At 71.7% G+C, this 21361-nt stretch carries 20 protein-coding genes; 11 read left to right on the plus strand and 9 right to left on the minus strand.

The window, feature by feature from the left end; genetic code table 11:
- Window positions 1-186 precede the first annotated feature (186 nt).
- Window positions 187-1338 (minus strand): MFS transporter, encoded by a 1152-nt coding sequence (locus Mterra_RS07465; RefSeq protein WP_119314621.1) that lies wholly within the window; start codon window positions 1336-1338, stop codon window positions 187-189.
- Between the two features lie 43 nt (window positions 1339-1381).
- Between Mterra_RS07465 and Mterra_RS07470 the strand changes: the two genes are divergently transcribed.
- From Mterra_RS07470 to Mterra_RS07480, 4 genes are all read left to right on the plus strand, one after another.
- The gene (locus tag Mterra_RS07470) at window positions 1382-2362 is read left to right on the plus strand and encodes a tetratricopeptide repeat protein (RefSeq protein ID WP_119314622.1); all 981 of its coding nucleotides are present in this window, start codon (window positions 1382-1384) and stop codon (window positions 2360-2362) included.
- Window positions 2363-2493: 131 nt separating this feature from the next.
- Complete coding sequence (locus Mterra_RS22215) at window positions 2494-2664, plus strand: hypothetical protein (protein WP_170159588.1); 171 nt, start codon at window positions 2494-2496, stop codon at window positions 2662-2664.
- A 140-nt stretch (window positions 2665-2804) separates the two neighbouring features.
- Entirely contained in the window at window positions 2805-4088 is a 1284-nt protein-coding gene (locus Mterra_RS07475) for a S41 family peptidase (RefSeq protein ID WP_245971559.1), read from the plus strand.
- Window positions 4089-4132: 44 nt separating this feature from the next.
- Complete coding sequence (locus Mterra_RS07480; RefSeq protein WP_119314624.1) at window positions 4133-5467, plus strand: S41 family peptidase; 1335 nt, start codon at window positions 4133-4135, stop codon at window positions 5465-5467.
- 240 nt (window positions 5468-5707) lie between these two features.
- On the opposite strand, the gene Mterra_RS07485 is transcribed toward Mterra_RS07480, so the two are convergent.
- Both Mterra_RS07485 and Mterra_RS07490 read right to left on the minus strand, forming a co-directional pair.
- Window positions 5708-6916, minus strand: coding sequence for a glycosyltransferase family protein (locus tag Mterra_RS07485; RefSeq protein ID WP_119314625.1), 1209 nt, complete (start codon window positions 6914-6916; stop codon window positions 5708-5710).
- Between the two features lie 249 nt (window positions 6917-7165).
- Window positions 7166-7600: a hypothetical protein gene (locus Mterra_RS07490; RefSeq protein ID WP_027892235.1), complete on the minus strand. Its 435-nt coding sequence runs from the start codon at window positions 7598-7600 to the stop codon at window positions 7166-7168.
- A 162-nt stretch (window positions 7601-7762) separates the two neighbouring features.
- On the opposite strand from Mterra_RS07490, the gene Mterra_RS07495 reads away from it, so the two are divergent.
- The 4 genes from Mterra_RS07495 to ndk all read left to right on the plus strand — a co-directional run bounded on the left by Mterra_RS07495 (window position 7763) and on the right by ndk (window position 11618).
- Complete coding sequence (locus Mterra_RS07495) at window positions 7763-9463, plus strand: ABC transporter ATP-binding protein (RefSeq protein ID WP_119314626.1); 1701 nt, start codon at window positions 7763-7765, stop codon at window positions 9461-9463.
- An 18-nt stretch (window positions 9464-9481) separates the two neighbouring features.
- Window positions 9482-10144 (plus strand): S4 domain-containing protein, encoded by a 663-nt coding sequence (locus Mterra_RS07500; protein WP_119314627.1) that lies wholly within the window; start codon window positions 9482-9484, stop codon window positions 10142-10144.
- 286 nt (window positions 10145-10430) lie between these two features.
- The gene (locus tag Mterra_RS07505) at window positions 10431-11129 is read left to right on the plus strand and encodes an SIMPL domain-containing protein (RefSeq protein WP_170159589.1); all 699 of its coding nucleotides are present in this window, start codon (window positions 10431-10433) and stop codon (window positions 11127-11129) included.
- A gap of 72 nt (window positions 11130-11201) precedes the next feature.
- Window positions 11202-11618 carry a nucleoside-diphosphate kinase gene (ndk, locus tag Mterra_RS07510; protein WP_027892239.1) on the plus strand — a complete coding sequence of 139 codons (417 nt, stop codon included), beginning with the start codon at window positions 11202-11204 and terminating at the stop codon, window positions 11616-11618.
- 80 nt (window positions 11619-11698) lie between these two features.
- Here the strand turns inward: ndk and Mterra_RS07515 are convergent, their stop codons facing one another.
- A complete protein-coding gene (locus Mterra_RS07515) occupies window positions 11699-12685 on the minus strand; it encodes a DHH family phosphoesterase (RefSeq protein ID WP_119314629.1) in 987 nt (328 codons plus the stop codon).
- Between the two features lie 257 nt (window positions 12686-12942).
- Here Mterra_RS07515 and aroA point away from each other — a divergent pair, with 257 nt between their 5' ends.
- The gene (gene aroA, locus Mterra_RS07520; RefSeq protein WP_119314630.1) at window positions 12943-14223 is read left to right on the plus strand and encodes a 3-phosphoshikimate 1-carboxyvinyltransferase; all 1281 of its coding nucleotides are present in this window, start codon (window positions 12943-12945) and stop codon (window positions 14221-14223) included.
- Between the two features lie 3 nt (window positions 14224-14226).
- Entirely contained in the window at window positions 14227-14862 is a 636-nt protein-coding gene (gene cmk, locus Mterra_RS07525; RefSeq protein WP_119314631.1) for a (d)CMP kinase, read from the plus strand.
- Between the two features lie 432 nt (window positions 14863-15294).
- Here cmk and Mterra_RS07530 read toward each other — a convergent pair whose 3' ends face one another.
- The 3 genes from Mterra_RS07530 to Mterra_RS07540 are packed head-to-tail and all read right to left on the minus strand — an operon-like array spanning window position 15295 to window position 17597.
- Window positions 15295-16197 (minus strand): ROK family protein, encoded by a 903-nt coding sequence (locus Mterra_RS07530; protein ID WP_119314632.1) that lies wholly within the window; start codon window positions 16195-16197, stop codon window positions 15295-15297.
- The gene (locus tag Mterra_RS07535) at window positions 16194-16499 is read right to left on the minus strand and encodes a hypothetical protein (RefSeq protein WP_420836693.1); all 306 of its coding nucleotides are present in this window, start codon (window positions 16497-16499) and stop codon (window positions 16194-16196) included. The genes Mterra_RS07530 and Mterra_RS07535 overlap by 4 nt, the downstream gene beginning before the upstream one ends.
- Before the next feature lie 9 nt (window positions 16500-16508).
- On the minus strand, window positions 16509-17597 hold the full coding sequence (locus Mterra_RS07540; RefSeq protein ID WP_119314634.1) for a M20 family metallopeptidase: 1089 nt from the start codon (window positions 17595-17597) through the stop codon (window positions 16509-16511).
- Between the two features lie 278 nt (window positions 17598-17875).
- On the opposite strand from Mterra_RS07540, the gene Mterra_RS07545 reads away from it, so the two are divergent.
- Entirely contained in the window at window positions 17876-18595 is a 720-nt protein-coding gene (locus tag Mterra_RS07545) for a TerC family protein (RefSeq protein ID WP_119314635.1), read from the plus strand.
- On the opposite strand, the gene rlmB is transcribed toward Mterra_RS07545, so the two are convergent.
- Together rlmB and Mterra_RS22220 are read right to left on the minus strand one after the other, a co-directional pair.
- On the minus strand, window positions 18539-19255 hold the full coding sequence (rlmB, locus tag Mterra_RS07550; protein ID WP_119314636.1) for a 23S rRNA (guanosine(2251)-2'-O)-methyltransferase RlmB: 717 nt from the start codon (window positions 19253-19255) through the stop codon (window positions 18539-18541). The genes Mterra_RS07545 and rlmB overlap by 57 nt on opposite strands.
- A 239-nt stretch (window positions 19256-19494) precedes the next feature.
- Window positions 19495-21361, minus strand: a 1867-nt coding sequence (locus Mterra_RS22220; protein ID WP_119314637.1) for an ATP-binding protein, incomplete at its 5' end; no start/stop codon positions are given.

Genomic DNA, 21361 nt, shown 5'->3' on the forward strand with positions numbered 1-21361 from the left:
GTCGTACGTCGTACGCAAGACGCAAAACGCAAGATGCAAAACGCAAAACGCAAAACGCAAAACGCAATACGCCTTGTTCCCCCCTTAGCAAGGGGGGTTGGGGGGGATATCCCCTCCCCGCGCGGGGAGGGGGTAACCACGAGCCTCCCGCTGACGGCTGGTAGCTGAGGGCTGACGGCTTACCGCTCAAACCCTTCCCTCGAGCTTCCGCCCCGCGTACAGCCCCCAGCCGTAGCAGCCCGCCGCTACCAGCAGGGGCGCGGCGTAGCCCAGCCTGTCGGCCAGGAGGCCGCCCAGGACGGGGGAGAAGGAGACGACGCCGACGACGGTGTTGGCGAGGCCGATGTAGGAGCTGCGGTTTTGGGGGTCGGCGGTGTTGAGGAGGTAGGTGGTGCTGCCCAAGCCCAGCGCGGCGAGGTAGGTGCCCTGGAGCAGGAACACCAGGCCGAAGGCGCTGGGCGGCAGCAGCAGGGCCAGGATGGGCGTGACCATGCCCAGGCTCGCGCCGCTGAGGATGAGCAGCTTGGAGCCGTATCGCTGGGACAGGCGCACCCACAGCAGGTTGGAGAGCACGCTGGCGAGGGTGTAGAGCGTGAGGTAGAGGCCGATCTCGCTGCTCTGGCCCAGCTTGCGCACGGCGTAGGCGGCGTAGAAGGGCTCGGTCATGGAGGCCACGGCGAAGAGCACCCGCACGCGCAGGAAGCGGCGGAAGGCGAAGTCCTTGAGGGGGAGGCTCAACCGGATGCGCTCGGCGGGGCGGCCCTCGTCGGGGGGCTCGTGGCTGAGGCCGAAGAGGTACCAGCCGATGCCGAAGGCGAGCGTGCCCAGGGTGAAGAGGATGGCGTAAGGGATGGGGAAGGGCAGCGGCGTGCCCAGCAGGAAGCGCACCAGGATCCCGGCCAGGAAGGCCAGCAGGCCGCCCACCAGGTTGCGCCCGCCGAAAAGCGCGGCCCGGCGCTCCATGGGGATGGTCTTGGCGACGGTCTCCCAGAAGGGCAGCGAGGAGAAGCCGGTGACCAGGCCGTTGAGGGCCAGCCCGAGCACGAAGCACGCGAGCAGCAGGTCGGGGCGGTTGCCCAGCGCGAAGGAGGCCAGGGCGATGAAGGCCAGGCTCGAGACCCGCAGCACCGCCACCCGCCGGTAGAGCACCACCTTGACCGGCATCCGGGCCACGTAGGGCGCTACGAAGGCCTGGGGGATCATCGAGCCCGCGCTCAGCAGCGCCGGCAGCAGCCCGATGACGGCGTTGGGCGCGCCCAATTTGGCGGCGAAGCTCGACAGCACGATGGAGGCGTTAAAAAAGGCGTCGCCCAGGAAGACGAACCACCCATTGAGCATCGCCAGACGGTAATTGCGGTCGCTGAAGTCTATGATACGCCGGATGTCGTCGCTGATCCTCGCCACGCTCGGTCCCTTTCACATCTTGCACCCGCGCTACAACGCGGTGACGCTGCGGGAACTCGTCCAGGCCCACAGCCCTACCAAGATACTCCTCGCCTCCTACGGCCCGCAGGAATTGGCCGAAGGCCGCTGGCGCGAGGCGGGCGAGCTCGCCCTCTTCCACCTTCTGCCGTGGGCCGAGGCCCGCGGTGTGCCGGTCGAGGCGCTGGACGCCCTCGAGCACCTGCGCGCCGAGGGCGAGCAGTTCCGCGAGGCCCTGGCGCAGTACCCGCGGGGCCAGGCGCTGCTCGAGCAGGCGGCCGGGCTCGAGGCCGGCCTCCAGGCCGTGCTGACCCAGCCCAAGGCCCCGGCGGAGTGGGCCGCTCCCGGGGTGCTCGAGCCGGTGCGGGCCTACCTCGAGGGCCTGGCCCGGCTCTTCGGGGAAGGCCCGGGCACCGGGCACCGCCGGCGGCGGGTGGAGCAGGTGGCGGCCCGCCTGCAAAGCCTCCCCGCGGGCCGCTACGCGGTGCTGGCCGACGTGCTCGACTACGCGCTGCTGCTGGAGCAGGTTCCCGGCCTCCAGACCGCCCCCGAGCACGCGCCCGCCGAGGCCGAGCGGCAGCGCAGCGTGCTCGACCGGGCCTGGCGGCTGGAGGAGGGCGACGACTGGGCGGCGCTGCTCCGGCAGCTCCAGGAGGTCGAGGGCCCCGAGGCCATGTACTGCGCGGCCCAGGTCTACCTGGCGGCGGGGCAGCTCGAGGACGCCTTCGCCCTGCTCGAGCAGCTCGTCCACACCGACTTCCAGCACCCCGCCTACCTGCCGGGCTACACCCTCGCCCGCTACGGCCAGGTCGCCGACGTGCTGGGGCAGCGCGAGAAGGCCCTGCGGGCCTACCAGGCCACGCTGGCGCTGTCGTGGGTGCCCCAGGAGGCCCGCGAGATCGCCCTGGCGGGCCAGCGCACGCCCTTCAAGCTCGGCTGACGGGCTGGGCTCGCCGCTGCATGAGCCCGCGGCGCTTAGCTGGCCTTAACCCCGGCGCTAATTGAGTCATGCGCTCACAAAATTGCCCCCCGGCTTCTCCTAGGCTTGGCTGCAAAAGTTGGGAGGGAAGCATGCGGCAGTGGATTTCGCGGTTGATTGTGGCGCTCGGGATTGGGCTCATCCTCGCGGGGGCGTACGCCATCGCCCTGGCCGACGGGCTGCGGGGGGCCTCGATGGCGGGCAGCGGGCTGGTGCTGGTGATCGGGGCGGCCAACGCCCTGGTGTCGAAGCTGGGCGAATAGCCTCCGGACGGCGTGACGACCCGTGGGGCGGGCGGGGTGCCCGCCCCGCTGCTTCGCGGCCTGCGTTGTATGAACGCGAATTTAATGCTCGGCGGTCAAGTTTCGCGAAAAGATCCCGGCCGCTCAATAGAATGGGCGCCATGCCGCGTTTGTTCGCGCTGGTGGTGGTGCTCGGCCTGGCGTCGGCCAGCCCCGCCCAGCAACTCTTCGACCAGGCCGTCGGCCTGCTGAACACGCTCTACTACGGGGTCTCCCCCCTCAAACCCGCCGACTTAGCGCCCAAGTACCGGCTGCGCCTGGAGGAAGCCTGCAAGGCCCAGGCCGAGTGCGCCTACGGCACCGGCGCGGAGGTCATCGCCGAGCTGCTGCGCGAGCTGGGCGACAAGCACACCAACTACTACACCCCCGAGCGCTACCGCGAGCACCAGGCCGCCCTCAGCGGCGGGACCAGCGACAAGCCCCGGCTGGGGCTGCAACTGGGCTACCTCGAGGCCTACGACGGCGTGATCGTGCTCGACGTCTACGGCGGCAGCCCCGCCGAGGCCGCGGGCCTGAAGCGCGGCGACCGCATCGTGGCGGTCAACGACCAGCCCTTCCCCCAGGAGCTCCCCCGGCGGGTGCCCTTCCTCAACGAGGCCACGGCCGCGGGCCAGGCCCTACAGCTCAGCGTGGTGCGGGCAGGGCAGCTCCTGGGCCTCACCGTGCAGCCCGCCCGCATCAGCCTGCAGCGCCTGCCCAGCCTCAGCCTGCGCGAGGACGGCGTGGCGGTGCTGCGCATCCCCAGCTTCCTGGGCTCGCAGGTCATCGGCACCCGCGTGCACGAGCTGGTGCGGCAGGCCCAGGCCGCCGGGGCCCGCTCGATGATCGTGGACCTGCGCGGCAACGGCGGGGGCTTGGTGACGGAGTGCATCACGGCCGCCGCGGCCTTCACCGGCGAGACCTACCGCCGCCTGCAGCGCGCCGTGGGCTTCACCGAGTACGGCTTCCGCAACGGCCAGGCCTACCTGGGCAGCGGCGGGCAGCGCAGCGTGTTCTACAGCCTCGAGCCCGCCCGCTGGAACGGCTCGGCGGTGGTGCTGGTCAACAAGTCCACCGGCTCGTGCGCCGAGTACTTCGCCTTCGACCTGCAGGACGCGGGCTACCCGGTGATCGGGGAGGCCACGGCCGGGGTGGGCAACACCGTGACCAGCTTCTACAACCTCGCCAACGGCGGGGCCCTGCAGATCACCACCACCCAGGTGCTGCGCCGCGACGGCCGCCCCTACCCCGACGCCGTGACCCCTAACCAGGTCCTCGCCGACGACCTCGAGGCCCTCCTCAAAGGCCGCGACGCCCTGCTGGAGGCCGGGGTGCAGCGCCTGGCCGCGATGGCGGCCGGAAAGCCCTTGCCCCGCAACGGCGTGCTGCAGGCCCCGGCAAAGTGAGGCCGGCCCTCGCGGGCGGGGCCGGGCTCGGCTAAATTCGGGGCATGACCCAACCGGGAGCGTTCGCGCCTAGGGCGCGCGGGGGGGGCGTGACGCTACGCCACGCCCTGCGGCTATGGCTGTGGGGCCTGGTGCTCGTGGTGTCGGCGGCCTGGGCCAGCCCGGCCCAGGACCTCTTCGACCAGGCCATGAACCTGCTCATCACCCGCTACGCCGGGATCTCCGCCACGCCGCCTTCTGCCCTGCAGCCGAAGTACCAGGCCCGCCTGAGCGAGCTGTGCCAGGGCCAGGCCGACTGCCCCTACGACAAGGCGGTGGCGGTGCTGGGCGAGCTGGTGGGCGAGCTCGCCGACGCCCACACCCGCTACCTCTCGCCCGAGCGGCTGCGCGAGGTGCAGCGCGTGTTCCAGGGCGCCGAGAGCGAGCGGCCGGGCCTGGGGGCCAGCCTGCGGGCGGTGGAGGGGCTCGAGGGCTTGCTGGTGCTCGAGGTCTTCGACCAGAGCCCCGCCCAGCAGGCCGGGCTCAGGCGCGGCGACCGCGTCGTGGCGGTCAACCGGCAGCCCCTGCCCGCCGCGAACGCGGAGCGGGCGGCCTTCCTCGAGGCCCGGGTGGCCGAGGGGGGCCCGCTGGTGCTGGAGGTGCTGCGGGCGGGGGCCCGGCTGGAGCTCACCCTCACGCCGCAGCGCTTCTCCCTGCGCCAGCTCCCCTCCCTGAGCCTGCTCGAGGACGGCGTGGCGGTGCTGCGCATCCCCTCCTTCGCCACCCCCGGCACCGGGCGGCGCGTCCACACGCTGGTGGGCGACGCCCTGGAGCGGGGCGCCCGCGCGGTGATCGTGGACCTGCGCGACAACTCCGGCGGCTCGGCGCAGGAGTGCCAGAGCGCGGCGGGGGCCTTCGTGGGCGAGACCTACCGCAAGTTCCAGAGCGCGAGCTCGACGGTCGAGTGGAGCTTCCGCAACGGGGTGTGGTACTCGAGGGAGGGCGGCCAGGAGCGGGCGCGCTTCCTCTTCGAGCCCGTGCGCTGGCAGGGCCCGGTGGTGGTGATCGTCAACGGCCGCAGCGCCTCCTGCGCCGAGTACTTCGCCTTCGACCTGCAGGACGCGGGCTACCCGGTGGTCGGGGAGCCCACCCGGGGTGTCGCCAACACCTCGACCGGCTTTTTCCTGCTGCCCAACGGCGGCGGCCTGCAGATCTCGGTGAGCCGCGCCCTGCGCGCCGACGGGAGCCTCTACCCCGACCGCCTGACCCCCAACGTGCTCGTCCCCGACGACCTCAAGGCGCTGGCGGAAGGCCGGGACGTGCTGATGGAGCGGGCCCTGGAGCAGTTGCGGGTGCCGGCGCACGTCGGGCGTCGGGGGGTGGCGGTGGTGTATAGCTGATGGCTGAGCGTCGGACGCAGATAGCCGATAGCTGATAGCCAAACGCTAAACGCAGAACGCGGGTCGTACGTCCTACGTCGTACGCCGTACGCCGAACGCAAGACGCCAGACGCCTTGTTCCCCCCCTTAGCAAGGGGGGCTGGGGGGGATACCCCCTCCCCGCGTGCGGGGAGGGACGGGGAGGGGTGAACCACGAGCCACTAGCCTCCTGCTGATGACTGATAGCTGACAGCTTATGGCTTACCGCTTCCCGTCCCCCTGACGGCTGAGCGCAGCCAGAATCACCTCCACCAGCTCGTCTGCGCCGGGCTTGGCCTCGAGCTCTCCCAGGCGTTTGCGGATGTGGGCCTGGGAGGCGGGTTGGAGCGTCTCGAGCGCGGTTTGGGCCACGTCGGCGGGGCTGAAGATGCCGCGCATCTCGGGGTAGAGGCGTTCGCCCAGGTACTGGTTGGGCAGGGCCAGGTGGGGGATGCGGGCCTCGAGGCGGCGCACGATCTCGTGGCGCAGCCACTTGCCGCCGGGCAGAAGGCCGATCCAGTGCAGGACGCCCTCGAGGGGCACGGGGATGGCTTCGGGCTTGTGCAGGGGCAGCAGCACCACGGCGGGGAGGCCCAGGAAGCCCATCTCGAGGGTGCTGGTGCCGGGGATGGTGAGGGCGAGCTTGGCCTGGCGCATGACCCCGTAGCGCAGGTCCTCGTCGAGCACTGCGACCTCGAGGCCCCCCTCGCTCACCACCCGGTCGCCCCGCAAGGTGCCGCCCACCCCGCCGAACTCGCGCACCAGCCGGGCCGAGAGCCCCTCCTCGACGGAGCGCTGGGTGAGCAGGCGGCTCTTGACCCAGGCGAAGCGCAGCCCGGGCCGGGCGGCGGCGATGTGCTCGGCGGCGGCGAGCATGAAGCCCAGCATGTACTTCACCGCGAAGGGGCGGCTGCTGGGGAAGAGCAGCACGTCGGCCTGGGGCCAGGAGGCCCCCGCCCGCAGGGCGTCCTCGAGCGCGTCCACCACCAGGTTGCCCACCGCCCGCGCCTCGCCGGGCCGGGCGCCGCGCTTCAGGGCTTGCTGCACGCTGCGCTCGGAGTCGAGGAGGTAGGCCTCGAGGCCGCGCCGCCAGGCCTTCCCGTTGAAGCTGTAGGCATACGCCGGGTAACCGGTGGCCCGCCCCAGCAGCACCGCGTCGCGGGGGGCACCGCCCAGCATCAGCACCACGCCGCGCCCCCCGCGCTTGCCCCGGGCCAGGCGGGCCAGGAAGTCGGTGCGGCCCGAGATGGCGTCGAGCGGCAGTTGCCGGGCCTTGGTCTCCTCGGTCCCCGTGGCGAACTGGTCCCGGATCAGGAAAAGCTCGACCCGAGCCCCAGGCACCCGCTCGCGCAGCCGCCGCAACACCGGGGGCACCCAGGTCGAGAGCTCGCCGGGCCCGTTGGTCAGCAGAAGGATCTCGTCCAGCGCCATCGGGCCGATTGTAACGCGCTCGGGGGAATGTAAGCCGTCAGCGGTCAGCCTTCAGCTCGTGGCCTGTGGTTACCCCCATCCCGTCCCTCCCCGCACGCGGGGAGGGTTTATCCCCCCAGCCCCCCTTAGCAAGGGGGGAACGAGGCGTTTGGCGTATTGCGTCTTGCGTTTAGCGTATTGCGTACGACGTACGACGTAGGGCGCCGGGCGCGGGTCATACGCCCTGCGCCCAGCTATCAACACCGGCCCTCACCGCGGAAAAACCCGCAAAACCCCGTCCTCCACGCTGATCAGCACCGTGGTCTCCGTGCTGGTGGGGCCGTTGGGGGTGATGGCCTCGGCGACGAACTCGAGGATCGCCACGTTGTTGTTGCCCTTGGGCTCGGCCATCACCATGGTCGTGTCGAAGTCGGCGCGTTCGTTGGGGCGAAGCTCGCTGACCCACTGCTGGTAGATCTCGCGGTCGAGCACCACCACCTCCTGGCCCGGGGCCACGGGCTTGTACACGTCCTGCAACTGCCGGCGGCGCTGGCTCATCTTGTCGGGGGCGAAGCCGATGCGGGTGACGATGAGGTGGCCGGGGCCCAGGTTGTAGACCGAGATGGGGTCGATGACGTCGGTGGAGCGGCTGTGGGGCTGTCCGAGGATGAGGATCTGTCCGTGTGAGGTCAATACGCGCTTCATCGAGCTTTCCTCCCGAAAATGGGTCCAGGCGCGCGGCGACCGGTGGGGAAGCAGGGGAGGGCGGAGCGGTCGTGCGGGGGCGGCCTCGAGCCTCCGTGAACCAGGCTGAGCCTCCAGATTCATCCTGAATCCACAGTGCGATGTAGATTCTACTAGAGTCGCATGAGAGTACCCGTCCTCTTCCGGCTGTTGCGCGCGTACTGGCCCTACCTCCTGCTCGCGGTGGGGGCCGCGCTGCTGCCCGCTTTGGCCCAGGCCCTCATCCCCTCCTGGCTGGTGCGGCCCCTCTTCGACGAGGTGCTGGCCCAAGGGCGCTTCGGGGAGCTGCCGGGCCTGCTGGGGGTGGGGCTCGGGCTCTTCAGCGTGCTGGCGGTGGGGGGCTATTTGCAGGAGGCCTGCGTGGGTTACCTCTCGGTGCGGCTGCCCAAGGACCTGCGCGAGCGGCTGCTCGCGCACCTCCTGCGCGTGGACCTGGCCCGCCTCGAGGCCTCGCCCGCGGCCCTCTCCGGGCGCATCCTGGCCGACCTGCGCGAGCTCGAGAGCTTCATCTTCTTCGGGCTGGGCACGGTGCTGATCCAGGGCCTCACCCTCTTGGCGCTGCTCGCCCAGATGGTGCTGGCCTACGGCGAGCTCACGCTCTACCTGCTGGGGTGCCTGCCGGTGCTGGGGCTGCTGCTGGGCTGGGTGGGCCGCCAGGTCACGGCGCAGAGCGAGCGCACCCAGCAGGCGGCCGAGCGGCTGGCGGGGGGCATGGCCGAGGGCTTCGGGCGGCTGGAGCTCATCCGGGCGCTGGGGCTGGAGGGCTTCGCCCGCTCGCGCTTCGCCCGGCACAGCCAGCGGCACTTCGCGCTGGGCCTGCGCCGGGTGCTTTTCGGCTCGCTGTACCTGCCGCTCTCGCAGCTCGCCACGGGCGCGATTCTGGTGCTGCTGCTCTTCCTGGGCGTGGGCCAGGTCGAGGCCGGGAAGCTCAGCCTGGGCGGCCTCACGGCCTACTTGGCCCTGCTGGCCCTGACCCTCACCCCCCTGCAGACCCTCTCGCGGGGCTGGATGCTGCTCGCGCAGGCCGAGGGCGCGGCGGGCCGGGTGATGGAGCTGCTGCGCCTGCCCGCCGCCCCCGCCACGGGCACGCTACGGCCGCAGCAGCTCGAGGGCCGCCTCGAGCTGCGCCAGGTCCGCTTCGCCTACGCCGGCGAGCCGGTGCTCCAGGCCCTCGACCTCGCCCTCGAGCCCGGCACCCTCACCGCGCTGGTGGGGCCGTCGGGGAGCGGCAAGAGCACGGTGCTGCGCCTGCTGCTGGGCCTGTACCGCCCGCAGGAGGGGGAGGTGCGCCTCGACGGGCGGGCGCTGCACGATTACGCCCCGGCCTTCCTGCAGGCCCAGGTGACCTGGGTGCCCCAGGAGCCGTTGCTCTTCGGCGGCACGGTGCGGGAGAACCTCCAGGCCCTCGCCCCCGGCGCCTCCGGGGCGGGGATGGAGGCGGCCCTGCGCCAGGTGCGCCTGCTCGAGGAATTGCCCCACGGCCTCGACACCCCCTTAGGCGACGAGGGCACCGGGCTGTCGGTGGGCCAGCGGCAGCGGCTCGCGCTGGCGGCGGCGCTGCTGCGCGGGGCCCGCGTCCTGCTGCTCGACGAGCCCACCAGCGCCCTCGACCCCGCCGGCGAGGCGCGGGTGATGGCGGCGCTCGAGGCCGCCCGCCCCGGCCGCACCGTGCTGGTGGTGGCCCACCGGCTCTCCACCGTGCAGGCCGCCGACCGCATCGTGGTGCTGGAGGGGGGCCGGGTGGTCGAGCAGGGCCGCCACGCCGAACTCCTCGCGCACGGCGGCCTCTACGCCCGGCTCTGGCGGCAGGGCGGGGGGGTGTAGCCTGCTATCATCGAGCCTATGCAGAGCTACGTGAGCAAGGCCCGCGGCGGGCGCGTCGTGCAGACCCCCTTCCTCGAGCCCGACCAGCAGGACGAGCTGCGCCGCCAGGCCAAGGCCGAGGGCCTGCAACTGGAGTTCTTCGGCGGCCTGCCCATGGCCGAGCGCCAGGTGGCGGTGCTGTTCCCGCCCGAGGTCCCCCAGGTCTCCGACCCCACCAAGGTCGCGCTGCTGAGCTTCGAGGGCGACCTCGAGGCCCTGGAGGACCGGCTGCGCGGCGTGCTCGAGCCGGGCTTGTTGGGCGACCTCGAGGAGGCCCGGGAGGCTTTCCTGGTCGTGACGCTGCCCAAGGGGCTCAAGGCCCTGCAGGAGGCCGGTTTCGCGGTGCGGGAGGCGCTGCCCGAGGAACTGCCCAGGTCCCGCGAGCGCACCCGCAGCGTGGTGGTGCCCAGCCTGCGCGTGGACGCGGTGGGCTCGAAGGGCTTCGGCGTCTCGCGCAACTACTTCGCCCAGGGCGTCAAGGCCGGGAAGGTCAAGATCGCGGGCAGGACGGTGAGCGCCAAGGACGAGGTGAAGGAGGGCGACACCCTGGTGGCCGAGGGCCTGGGGGTGCTGCGCGTAAAGCGGATGCTGGGCCAGACCAAGCGGGGCAACGTCAAGCTCGAGGTCGAGGTCCAGCGTTAAGTACCCCACGGGGAGCTTACCCACGTGGTTTCCATCGGCCCTACGCCTTCGCGTTGCCCTGTACAGCCCCAACGCTTCCCGTGGGGGCCCCAGGATGACGGAGAGCCAGCGGGCGGGCACTCAGTCGCGCGGTTCGCCGCCGGGCAAACCGCTCTAACCCGCGACGGGTATAGGCTGGAGGCGTCAAGGCTTGGCGCGGGTTTGAGGCTCTGACCCCCGGGCTGGTCGAATCGCTCGAATCAAGGGAGAACCCATGCGTGGCACCTTTCCTCAACTGTTTCTCGGCTTGCTGGCCCTTTCGGTGGCCCTGGTGCTCACCGGCTGGATGGCGGGGCGCGCGGTCGTCGAGGCCCGCAGCGACCAGACCATCAGCGTCACCGGCTCGGCCAAGAAGGCCATCCGCTCGGACAACGTGGTCTGGCGCGGGCGGCTCTACGCCGACGCCTTCGGCGTGACCGAGGCCTACCAGCGCCTGCAGGGCTACGGCCAGAAGTTCCGCGCCGCCGTCGCCGCGCAGAACCTGGCGGGCCTCAAGCTCAGCACCATCAACGCCGAGACCCTCTCCACCGAGGAGACCCGCCCCGACGGCAGCCGCGTGCAGCGGGCGGTCTACCGCCTCTCCCAGTCCTTCGAGCTCTCCAGCGAGGACGTGGACGGGGTGACGGCCGCCGCGGGCAAGGTGTCGGAGGCGGTGCTGGCCCAGGGGATCCCCCTCGAGTCCGACCTCCAGTACCTCTACACCAAGCTCCCCGAGCTGCGGCTGGAGATGCTCAAGGCCGCCACCGAGGACGCCCGCCTGCGGGCCGAGACCATCGCCCAGGGCACCGGCGGCCGCATCGGGGTGGCCCAGAGCGCGCGGATGGGGGTGTTCCAGATCACCCCGCGCAACACCACCCAGGTTGACGACTACGGCTCCTTCGACACCACCGCCATCGAGAAGGACATCACCGCGGTGGTGGGGGTGACGTTCCGGCTCGAGCGGTGAGGGATAGCGCCCTCACGGCCCACCGCCCTCCGCTTGCCGCCCCTACCGGGGCCGGGTAGACTCTTGGGCGGTATGGAACGCACCTACATCATGGTCAAACCCGACGGCGTGCGCCGCGGCCTCACCGGCGAGATCATCAACCGCATCGAGCGCAAGGGCTTCAAGATCGTCGCCATGAAGAAGATGGTCATCTCGCGCGAGACCGCCGAGACCCACTACGGCGAGCACAAGGGCAAACCCTTCTTCGACGGCCTGGTCAACTTCATCACCAGCGGCCCCGTGGTGGCGATGGTGGTCGAGGGCCCCCAGGCCATCAGCGAGATGCGCCGCCTGATGGGCGCGACCCGCCCCTGGGAGGCCGCCCCCGGCACCATCCGCGCCGACTTCGCCACCACCGTGGACGAGAACATCATCCACGGCTCCGACGGCCCCGAGAGCGCCGCCCGCGAGATCGGCATCTTCTTCAAGCCCGAAGAGATCATCGGCTGAGCGGGACGCTCCGGCCAGCGCTCCGGCCTCCCCCGCTCACGGGGAGGCCGGCTTGTTCACGCCCTTCGGGGCTTGGGGGTTCAGGCGGCCTCGAGGTAGCCCGAGCGGCGCAGCTCCTCCTCCACGGCGGCGAGCACCCTGGGGTAGGCCTGCTCGAGGGTCACGCCGCGCAGGGTGGCCCCCGCCGCGGGCACGTGGCCCCCGCCGCCCAGCTTGACCGCGACGGCCTGGGCCGAGACCCCGCCCCGGCTGCGCAGGCTCACCTTGACGTCGGGGCCGCGCTGGCGCAGGAACACCGCGAGCTGCGAGCCCTCGGCGTAGCGGATCTGGCCCACGTAGTCGTCGGAGTCGTCCTCGTAGTCGCCGGGGGGCATGTGGGCGGTGACCACCAGGCCGCCGAAGTGGAACTGCACCGTCGAGAGCACCTGGGCCAGGCTGGTGAAGTAGGCCTGGGGGCGCCACTGGAGCCGGTCGGTGAGCTCGGCGTAGGGGACGCCGTGGGCGATGAGGTCGGCGGCGGTGTAGAGCAGCTCGGGGGTGGTGTTGGAGAAGCGGAAGTTGCCGGTGTCGGTGATGAGGCCGGTGAGGACCACGGTGGCCAGGTCGGGGGTCCAGGGCACCTCGAGCAGGTCGATGAGCTCCTTGACGATCTGGCAGGTAGCGGCCTTGGAGGGGTCCACGACCGCCAGGTCGCCGAAGCGGGGGTTGGTGCCGTGGTGGTCGAGGTTGATCACGAAGCCCTCGACCGGGGCCCCCTCCACGCGGCTGGGCTCGGCGGCGTCCACCACGACCAGCGTGGTGCCCTCGGGCACGCGCTCGATGGGCGGGCTGGCCTCGCCCTCCCTGACCAGGAAGCTCAGGTAGCGCGGCACCCTGGCGATCCAGGTGACCTGCTTGCCCAGCGCCTTGAGCGCGCGGGCCAACCCCAGGCTCGAGCCGATGGCGTCGCCGTCGGGGTCAACGTGCGAGACGACCACGACCGGGCCCTGAATGCCTTTGAGGGTGTCTGCCACCAATTGCAGCTTCGACCAATATTGGGGATCTGCTTGGTTGTGAATACCGTCCATAACTCGCCCCACTATACGCCGGTTGGATGAGTATACCCCGATATGAACTCACTCTATAGCAAAGCGGCGTCGAGCCCTTTCCCATGAGCTCCGGCGCTCCTGACACGGGAAAGGGGGCCTGCCGCGCGGGGCCGGGCGGGATCCACCCGGCGGCCGGCGGCTCGGGGAGGCGCAAGCAGGGCTCGAGGCCTGCTCCGGCCCGGTTCTCCCCCGCCACGGGCGGGGGAGGAGGGGGCTCGAGGCTATAATCCCCAGGGATGGAACGGCTGATCACTCCAACACTCTCCCTGCGCGGCCGCCTGCGGGTGCCCGGCGACAAGTCGGTGACCCACCGCGGCCTGATGCTGGGGGCCATGGCCCAGGGGGAGACCTGGCTCCGCCACCCCCTCAAGGCCGGGGACACCCTCTCCACCGCGGCGGTGATGCGGGCGCTGGGGGCGGAAATTCACGAAGAGGGCGAGCACTTCCGGGTTCGTGGCGCGGGGCTGCGGCTGCGCGAGCCCGCCGACGTCCTCGACTGCGGCAACGCCGGCACCCTGATCCGGCTGGTGAGCGGGCTGCTGTCGGGGCAGGAGATGTTCGCGGTGCTCACCGGCGACGCCTCGCTCAAGCGCCGCCCCATGGGCCGGGTGACCGAGCCCCTGCGCCAGATGGGCGCGCGCATCGAGGGGCGCGAGGGGGGCAGGCTGGCCCCGCTGGCGATCCGGGGGGGCGGGCTGAAGGGCATCCGCTACGAGCTGCCCGTGCCCAGTGCCCAGGTCAAGAGCGCGGTGCTGCTGGCGGGCCTCTTCGCCGAGGGGGAGACGGTGGTGGTCGAGAAGGCCCCCACCCGCGACCACTCCGAGCGCATCTTCCGCCACTTCGGGCTGCCCGTCACGGTCGAGGGCAACCAGATCCGCACCGAGCGGGCCAGGCCCTACCCCGCCCGCGACCTCACCGTGCCCGGCGACATCAGCAGCGCGGCCTTCTTCATCGTGGCCGCCCTCATCACCCCCGACAGCGAGGTGACGCTCGAGGGCGTGGGGCTCAACCCCACCCGCACCGGCCTGCTCAGCGTGCTCAAGGAGATGGGCGCCGACCTCACCTGGGAGGTCACCGAGGGCCACGACGGCGAGCCGGTGGGCTGGATCCGGGCGCGCTCGTCGAGCCTCAAGGGCGTCGCGGTGGACCCGGCCCTCATCCCGCTGATGGTGGACGAGGTGCCCGTCCTGGCCGCCGCGGCCGCCTGGGCCGAGGGCGAGACCTTCATCCCCAACCTCGAGGAATTGCGGGTCAAGGAGTCCGACCGGCTGGCGGCCATCGCCCAGAACCTGCACAACCTGGGCGTGAGGACGGAAGCGGGCCCCGACTGGATCCGCATCCGGGGCGGCTCGGTGCAGGGCGGGGGCGTGGTCGAGCCCTTCCACGACCACCGCATCGCCATGGCCTTCGCGGTGTGCGGGCTGCAGAAGGGCGTGACGGTGCAGGACGCCGAGTGGGCGAGCATCTCCTTCCCGAGCTTCTGGGAAGACCTCGAGCGCCTGGCGGCCAAGGACTGAACCATGCCCGACGTCATCACCATCGACGGCCCCTCGGCCTCGGGCAAGTCGAGCGTGGCCCGGCGGGTCGCCGCCGGGCTGGGGCTGCCCTACGTCTCCAGCGGCCTGATCTACCGCGGCGTGACCTACCAGGTCGGGCGCTACGGCGTGGACCCCCAGGACGAGGCCGCCATCCTGCACCTGCTGAGCCACCACCCCATCCAGCTCGTGCCGCTGCCGGAGGGCAACCGCATGCTGGCGGAGGGGCAGGACGTGACCGCCCACATGCACACCCTCGAGATCGACCAGGCCGTCTCGGCGGTGGCCCGCCACCCCGAGGTGCGGGCCTACGTCTACCGCTCGCTGCGCGCCCTGCAGCCGCCCTTCGTGGTGGAGGGGCGCGACATGGGCAGCACGGTGTTCCCCGACGCGGCGCTCAAGTTCTACCTCACGGCCGCGCCGGAGGTGCGGGCCAGGCGGAGGGTGGGCGAGCGCGACGCCGACTACGCCACGGTGCTGGCCGACCTCCTCCGCCGCGACGCGGCCGACGCCAAGCAGATCCCTCCGGCCCCGGACGCCATCATCATCGACACGAGCGCGATGGGGCTCGAGGAGGTGGTGAACACGATCCTCGAGCGCATCCGCACACGGACCCCGTAGCGGCCTGGAGGGGTGGACTCGAGTTCACCCCTTCTCCTGCGGGGGGGAGGGGGTTGGTTTGCGGTGCTTTGGTTTGGCGGTGTCGGTTCCGCCGTCAGGGGAGCGAGGGGGAGGCCATTCCACGTGGCGAGGGCGTCGCGGTACGCGACCCGGCGTACGCCGGAAACCTGCTCCCCCTGGGCTCCCCCGAGGGACTCGCAGACATGCCGCCGGGGCCGGCGGCATCCCCGTCTGCGCTACCTCCCTCACCCCCTCCCGCGTGAGCCGCAGATCCACGGCCGGGGACGGGCTCGCAGGTCGAGCGGGTGTCCCCTGGGGAGTGGGGCTGTAGTCGTCCTGCGGGGCGGGCACAACCCCAGCGGATGATTGATCCCAACAAGGCGTTGGGCTATCGGCTATCGGCTATGGGCTATCGACTATCGACCATCGACCCTAGACTTCCCCCACCTCTACCGCCGCCGCCAGCGCTGCTCCTAGCAGACCGGCCTCGGTGCCGAGTTGGGCTAGCTTGAGCGGGGGGGCGATCCAGCCCTCGAGGTAGTGGCGGTAGGTGGACTGCACCTCGTCGAGGTAGGCCTCCCCGGCGTTGAGGGCGATGCCGCCGCCCAGGACGATGACTTCGGGGTCGTAGACCTTGACCAGCGAGGCGAGGCCGATGCCGACGTAGTGGGCGGCCTGCAGGACGATGCGCCGGGCTTTGGGTTCGCCGGCCTGGAAGCGGGCGAAGAGTTCGCGGGTGCTGACTTCGGTCTTGTAGACGGCGTGGGCCATGCGCTCCATGGCGGGGCCGGTGGTGAGGGCCTCGAGGCAGCCCTCCAGGCCGCAGCCGCAGGCGGGGCCGCCGGGGAGCACGGTGATGTGCCCGACCTCGGCGCCCTGGCCGTGGGCGCCGCGCAGCACGCGGTTGCCCCACACGAAGCCGCCGCCGACGCCGGTGGAGACGGTGACGAACAGCGAGCTCTCGGCGCCGCGGGCGGCCCCCAGGAAGTGCTCGGCCAGCGCGGCGGCGTTGGCGTCGTTCTCGACGTAGACCGGCAGGCCGGAAGCGGCCTCGAGCAGGCTGCGGATGGGGAAATTGGTGAACCCGGCGATGTTGGGGGCGAACTTGATGACGCCCTGCTTGAAGTCCAGCGGCCCCGGCGTGCCCAGCCCGATGGCCTGCGCCACCGTCCCGGCGGCCTCCTGGGCGCTGCGGGCCGCGTCCGCCATCGCCTCGATCACGGCCTGGCCGCCCGCCTCGGGGGTGGGCACGGTGATCTTGGAGTGGATGGCCCCTTCGGCGAAGACCCCCGCTGCGATCTTGGTCCCGCCCAGGTCGATTCCGATAACGCTCATGGCTCCTCCTGATGAGGGGGTTCTTCGGGCGTCGCCTCGCGCTCGAGCACGCGGTGGGCCTGCTCGAGCAGGTCGGCCGGGACCCAAAGCGACACGTCGCCCATGTACGTCCCCATGTAAATCTCGATGACTCCTGCGTCGGTGAAGGGGGTTTCGACGTGAACGGGAATGCGGCCGGCCTCGAGCTGGGCCTTGAGGCCCTCGGCGTAGAGGCGGGGGAAGCTGCCCAGGAAGGCGTAGCGGTGGCCGCCGATCATCCGGGTCTTGGGCGGATCGTCCATCGCGTCCAGTTTATCGCCCATGCGCGGCCCTCAGGCCTCCAGCAAAGCCTGCACCAAGTCGGCGTAGGCCGCCGTGGCGGTCTCGAGCGCGTCCACGGCGACGTGCTCGAAGGTGGTGTGGGCGAGCGCGGGGTCGCCGGGGCCGTAGCCGATGACGGGGGCCCCGCTCCAGGCGAGGTAGGGCGCGTCGGTGGTGAAGCTCCAGAAGCCGGCCGACTCCTGCCCCAGCGCGCGCAGGGCCACGGCGAGGAGGGGGTGGTCGCTGTCGAGGGAGTAGGCGGGCAGCAGCGCCGAGATGCTCATGCGCACCGGCCCCGAGACCAGCTCCTCCTCGGGGACGTAGAGGCTGGCCTCGCCCGCGCTGTCGCGCAGCCCGTCGAGCAGGTCGTGGATGTCGGCGCCGGGTTCGTAGCGCAGGTCAAGCACCACCCGGGCCACCCCGGGCACCACGTTGGTGGCCTGGGGGTAGGTCTCCAGCCGCGTGGGGGTGAGCCGGACGTCGAAGGACTCGGGGTGCTGCTCGAGCCCGGCCAGGAAGTCGGCCAGCGAGTAGATGGGGTTGGTGCCCGTCGCCATCGCGGCGTGGGCTTGGTCGCCGGGGAAGTCGGCCCAGATCTCGCCGCGGCCCCGGTGCCCGCGCATGACCCGCCCGGCCGAGGGCTCGCCCAGCACGACGGCCTTGGGGGGCTCGAGCCTGAGGCGGCTCGAGGCGTAGCGGCTGCCCAGCCCGCCCAGCTCCTCCTGCACCGTCGCCAGGAAGCGCACCCGCCCCGCCAGCCGCCGCCCCTTGAGCCGCTCGAGGGCCCCCAGCATCGCCACCAGCGGCCCCTTCATGTCCACCGCGCCGCGCCCCCACACCTTCCCGCCCTCGACCACCCCGGCGAACGGGGGGTGGGGCCAGGCCCCGGGGTCACCGGCGGGGACCACGTCGCTGTGCCCGGTGAGGACGATCTCCGGCCCCTCCGAGCCCAGCACGGCCTCGACGTTGCCCGCCTCGTCCACCTCGGGGCGCAGCCCCAGCCCCTCGAGCAGCTCCACCAGCACCCGCACCGCGCTCTCCTCGCGCCCGGAATAGCTCTCGGCCTGGATCAGCCGCGAAAGGGAACGTGCCAAATCCATGGGGCCTACCTTACTGCATCGGGTGGGGGGTCGGTAGCTCATAGCCGATAGCCGGACGCTGGGCGCGGGTCGTACGTCCTACGTCATACGCAATACGCCAAACGCCAAACGCCAGACGCCTTGTTCCCCCCTTAACAAGGGGGGCTAGGGGGGATAAACCCTCCCCACGCGCGGGGAGGGAAGGGGTGGGGTAAACCGCGAGCCTCCCTGAACCCGACCTCCGCCCTTTGAAACCCGGTGCCTTGTTTGTCCGTCAACCTTTGGAAGATGCTAGGCCCATGGACTTCGGGACCGCGCTGCTGGTGATCGCGACCATCGTGGTCCTCGAGGCCGTCCTCTCGGTGGACAACGCGGTGGTGCTGGCGGTGATGGTGCGGCCCCTGCCGCCCGACCAGCGGGGGCAGGCCCTGTTGTACGGGTTGGTGGGGGCTTACGTGCTGCGGGGGCTGGCGCTGTTTTTCGCCACGGTGATCATCCAGGTGTGGTGGATCCAGGTGCTGGGCGGGGTTTACCTGGTTTACCTGGCCGTGCAGCACCTGCTGCACCACCGGCGCCGCAGGCTCGAGGGGGAGCTCCCTCCGGGCCCCCCGCCCTCCTTCTGGCGCGTCGTGGTGATGCTCAACGTCGTGGACCTGGTCTTCGCCATCGACTCGGTGCTGGTGGTGGTGGCCTTCAGCACCGTCTTGTGGGTGATCTTCACCGGCGTCGCCATCGGCATCCTGCTGATCCGGCTGGCCGCGGGCTGGATGGTGCGGGTGATGGAGCATTACCCCCGCCTCGAGCAGGTCGCCTACGCGGTGGTGGGCTGGGCCGGGCTCAAGCTGGTGGTGGAGGGCTGGGCCAAGGCCGCCGAGCTCATGGGGCGGCCCGAGCTCGCGCCGCACCTTCCCCAGGCGGTGTTCTGGGCCGGGACGCTGGGCATCCTGCTGGTGGGCGGCTTCCTAGCCCTGCGCGCGCCCCAGCCCGACCCGGTAGAGGATGATGCCCAGCGCGACTGAGGCGTTGAGCGACTCGGCCTCGGGGTGCATGGGGATGTGCATGAGCTCGTCGCAGCGCTCGGCCACCAGCCGCCGCAGGCCCTCGCCCTCCGAGCCGATGGCGACGGCCAGGGGGCGCTTGTAGTCGAGGGATTCGAGGCCCTTGGCCGCCTTGCCGGCCGCGCCGTAGACCCACACCCCGCGCTGCTTGAGCTCCTCGAGGTAGCGCGCGAGGTTCTTCACCTGCACCAGCGGCAGCTTGCCTGCCGTCCCCGCCGAAGCCTTGAGCACCAGCGCCGAAAGCGGGGCGCTGCGCCGCTCCTCCGTGACGACCCCGTGCGCCCCCAGTGCCAGCGCGCTACGGATAATCGCCCCGTAGTTGCGCGGGTCGGTGATGCCGTCGAGCAGCACCAAAAGCGGGGTTTCCCCGCGCTTCTTGGCGAGCTCGAAGGGGGCTTCGGGGTCGGAGAACTTGAGGTCGGCCACCTCGGCGGCGATGCCCTGGTGGTGCGTGGTCCGTAGCCGCTGGTCGAGCTCGATGCGCGGGACTTGCTCGTAGTCCACGTCGAGCTTGTCGAGCTCCTTGAGCAGCCAGGGCTCGACCCCCCGCGCCACCCAAACCCGGCTCACCCGCCCTTCCTTGATGGCCTCGAGCACCGGGTTACGTCCGTAGATCACCATAAGCCCCAGTCTAATCGGGGAAGGGGTGAGTTGGGCCAGGAGGATACCCTTCGGTTGCTGCTCCCAGGCGGGAGTGGGAAGCGGCCAGCCCTCAGCCGTCAGCGGCTCGTGGCCCGTGGTAAACCCCCCGCCCGCGGGGAGGGTTTATCCCCCCTAACCCCCCTTGTTAAGGGGGGGGAACAAGGCGTCTCGCGCCCGACGTACGACCCGCCCCCGGCATTCAGCCACCGGCCATCGCCTCACGCCACCCCGTACAACTCCCTCTGCCACAGCCACTCCGCCACCCGCTCGATCCCCTGTGTGAGGTGGCGGCGGTAGGTGCTGAAGGGCAGGTCGAGGAGTTCGGCGGCGAGTTCCTGGGTGGCGGCGGGCTCGAGGTAGGTGCGCCGGAGGGCGCGGTAGAGCTTGTGGTCCTTGGGGTTGGCCTCGAGGCCATGGGCGGCCTCGCGCAGCAGGGCTTGGAGGTCGGCGGGGCCGGGCTCGGGGGTGCGTTCGCGCAGGAGCCTCGAGCGCAGCAGGGGGTTGCGGGCGAGGGCGGCGGGGCGGGTGAAGTCGCGCAGGGCGTGCTTGACCGCCTCCCTGAACTCCGGCTCGGAGAGCACGACCACCGGGACGGCCCGTTCGGGCTCCTGCTCGGGGCGGAACAGGGGGTCGAGCTCGCGCTGGCCCAGGAGCTCGAGCCAGGCCCCGACCGGCAGCGCCCGCCAGTCGTGGGCGAACTGGCTGTAGCGCTTGCCGTCGAGCTCCCAGTCGGCCTCGGGGGCGCGGCGGATGTCCATGTAGCCCAGCGCCGGGCTCCAGAACTCGGGCGAGGCGCAGGGGAAGAAGCTCCAGGAGAGCTTGGGGTGGGCGAAGTACTGCTGCACGGCGTGGATGAAGATCAGGCTCTGCACCGGCGAGACCTGCTGGTAGTGCTCGCGGCTCATCCAGAAGCGGAAGAGGATCATCGCCTCGCCGGGGCGCGGCGGGGCCTGGCGGCGGGCGTAGGCCACGGCGGCGCGGGTGGCGGGGTCGGCCTCGAGGTCGGCTTCGGCGGCGGCGTGCAGCTCGAGGCGCAGCATGAAGCCCGCCGGCTCGTGCCCCTGGCCGCGGTAGACGGTGAGCCCCTGGGGCTGGAGCTCCAGCCAGCGCCGGGCGACCTGCGCCGACTGCGGCCCCTCGTGGCGCTCGACCATCTCCAGCACCGCGGGGTGGTCTTGGGGGCGGCCCGCCTCGCCGTAGACGCTGCCGAACTCGCCCCACTCGAGGAAGGGCTTGACCATGGGGTTGTGGCGGTGCAGGTACACGTCGTCGATCAGGGCGCGCTGCTGCTCGAGGCCCCGGCTCTGGAGGAGCTTTTGGGTGTAGTAGCCGCGCACCCGGCGGTGCAGCTCGGCGTACCGGTCGGGGTTGCGCCAGCGCAGGTCGGCGTCGAGGGCCTCGCGGGCGAGGTCGTGGGGGAACAGGCCCTGCGGCCCCGACTCCACGAAGGAGAGGCCCCGCAGCCACTCGAAGTATTCGTGGGCGTCGTCGAGCCCCAGCGCCGCGCCCAGCAGCGGCTCGGTGGTCACGCGCACGAGGGCGCTGGCCTCGAGCGCGGCCCGGTGCCGCGGCGAGGGCACCTGCTGCACGAAGCGCTCGAGCAGGCTGCGCACCACGTCGGGGTTGGAGTCGGGGCGGAAGCCCAGGCCCTGCTCGCCCTCCAGCACGTCGGCCACCAGCGACAGCGCCAGGGGGTGGCCGTGGGTGAACTCGAGCACCGCGCCGTGCTGGGCCTCGGGGATGCCGCGCCGGGCCAGGAAGTCGCGGCTCTCCTCGGGGCGCAGGTTGCGCAGGCTCAGCGAGCGGAACAGCGACCGCCAGCCGGGGTCGGCGTGCCAGGCCGCCGCCAGCGGGTTGCGCGCGGCCAGCACCACCCGCGCGGTCTCGGGGAGCTGGGGCAGGAAGACCTCGCGCAACCAGCCGTCGAGCGGGGTAAGGGCCTCGTAGGTGTCCAGAAGCAGCAGGGTGGGGCGTTGCTGGGCGAGGTGCTGGAGCGGCGAGGCGTCCGCGCCCAGCCCCAGGTGCGCCCGCAGCGCCAGCAGGAAGCCTTCGGGGGAGGGGTCCAGGTCGCGGGCGCACCTGGGG

It is taken from the genome of Calidithermus terrae (genome assembly GCF_003574345.1).
Lineage (GTDB): Bacteria > Deinococcota > Deinococci > Deinococcales > Thermaceae > Calidithermus > Calidithermus chliarophilus.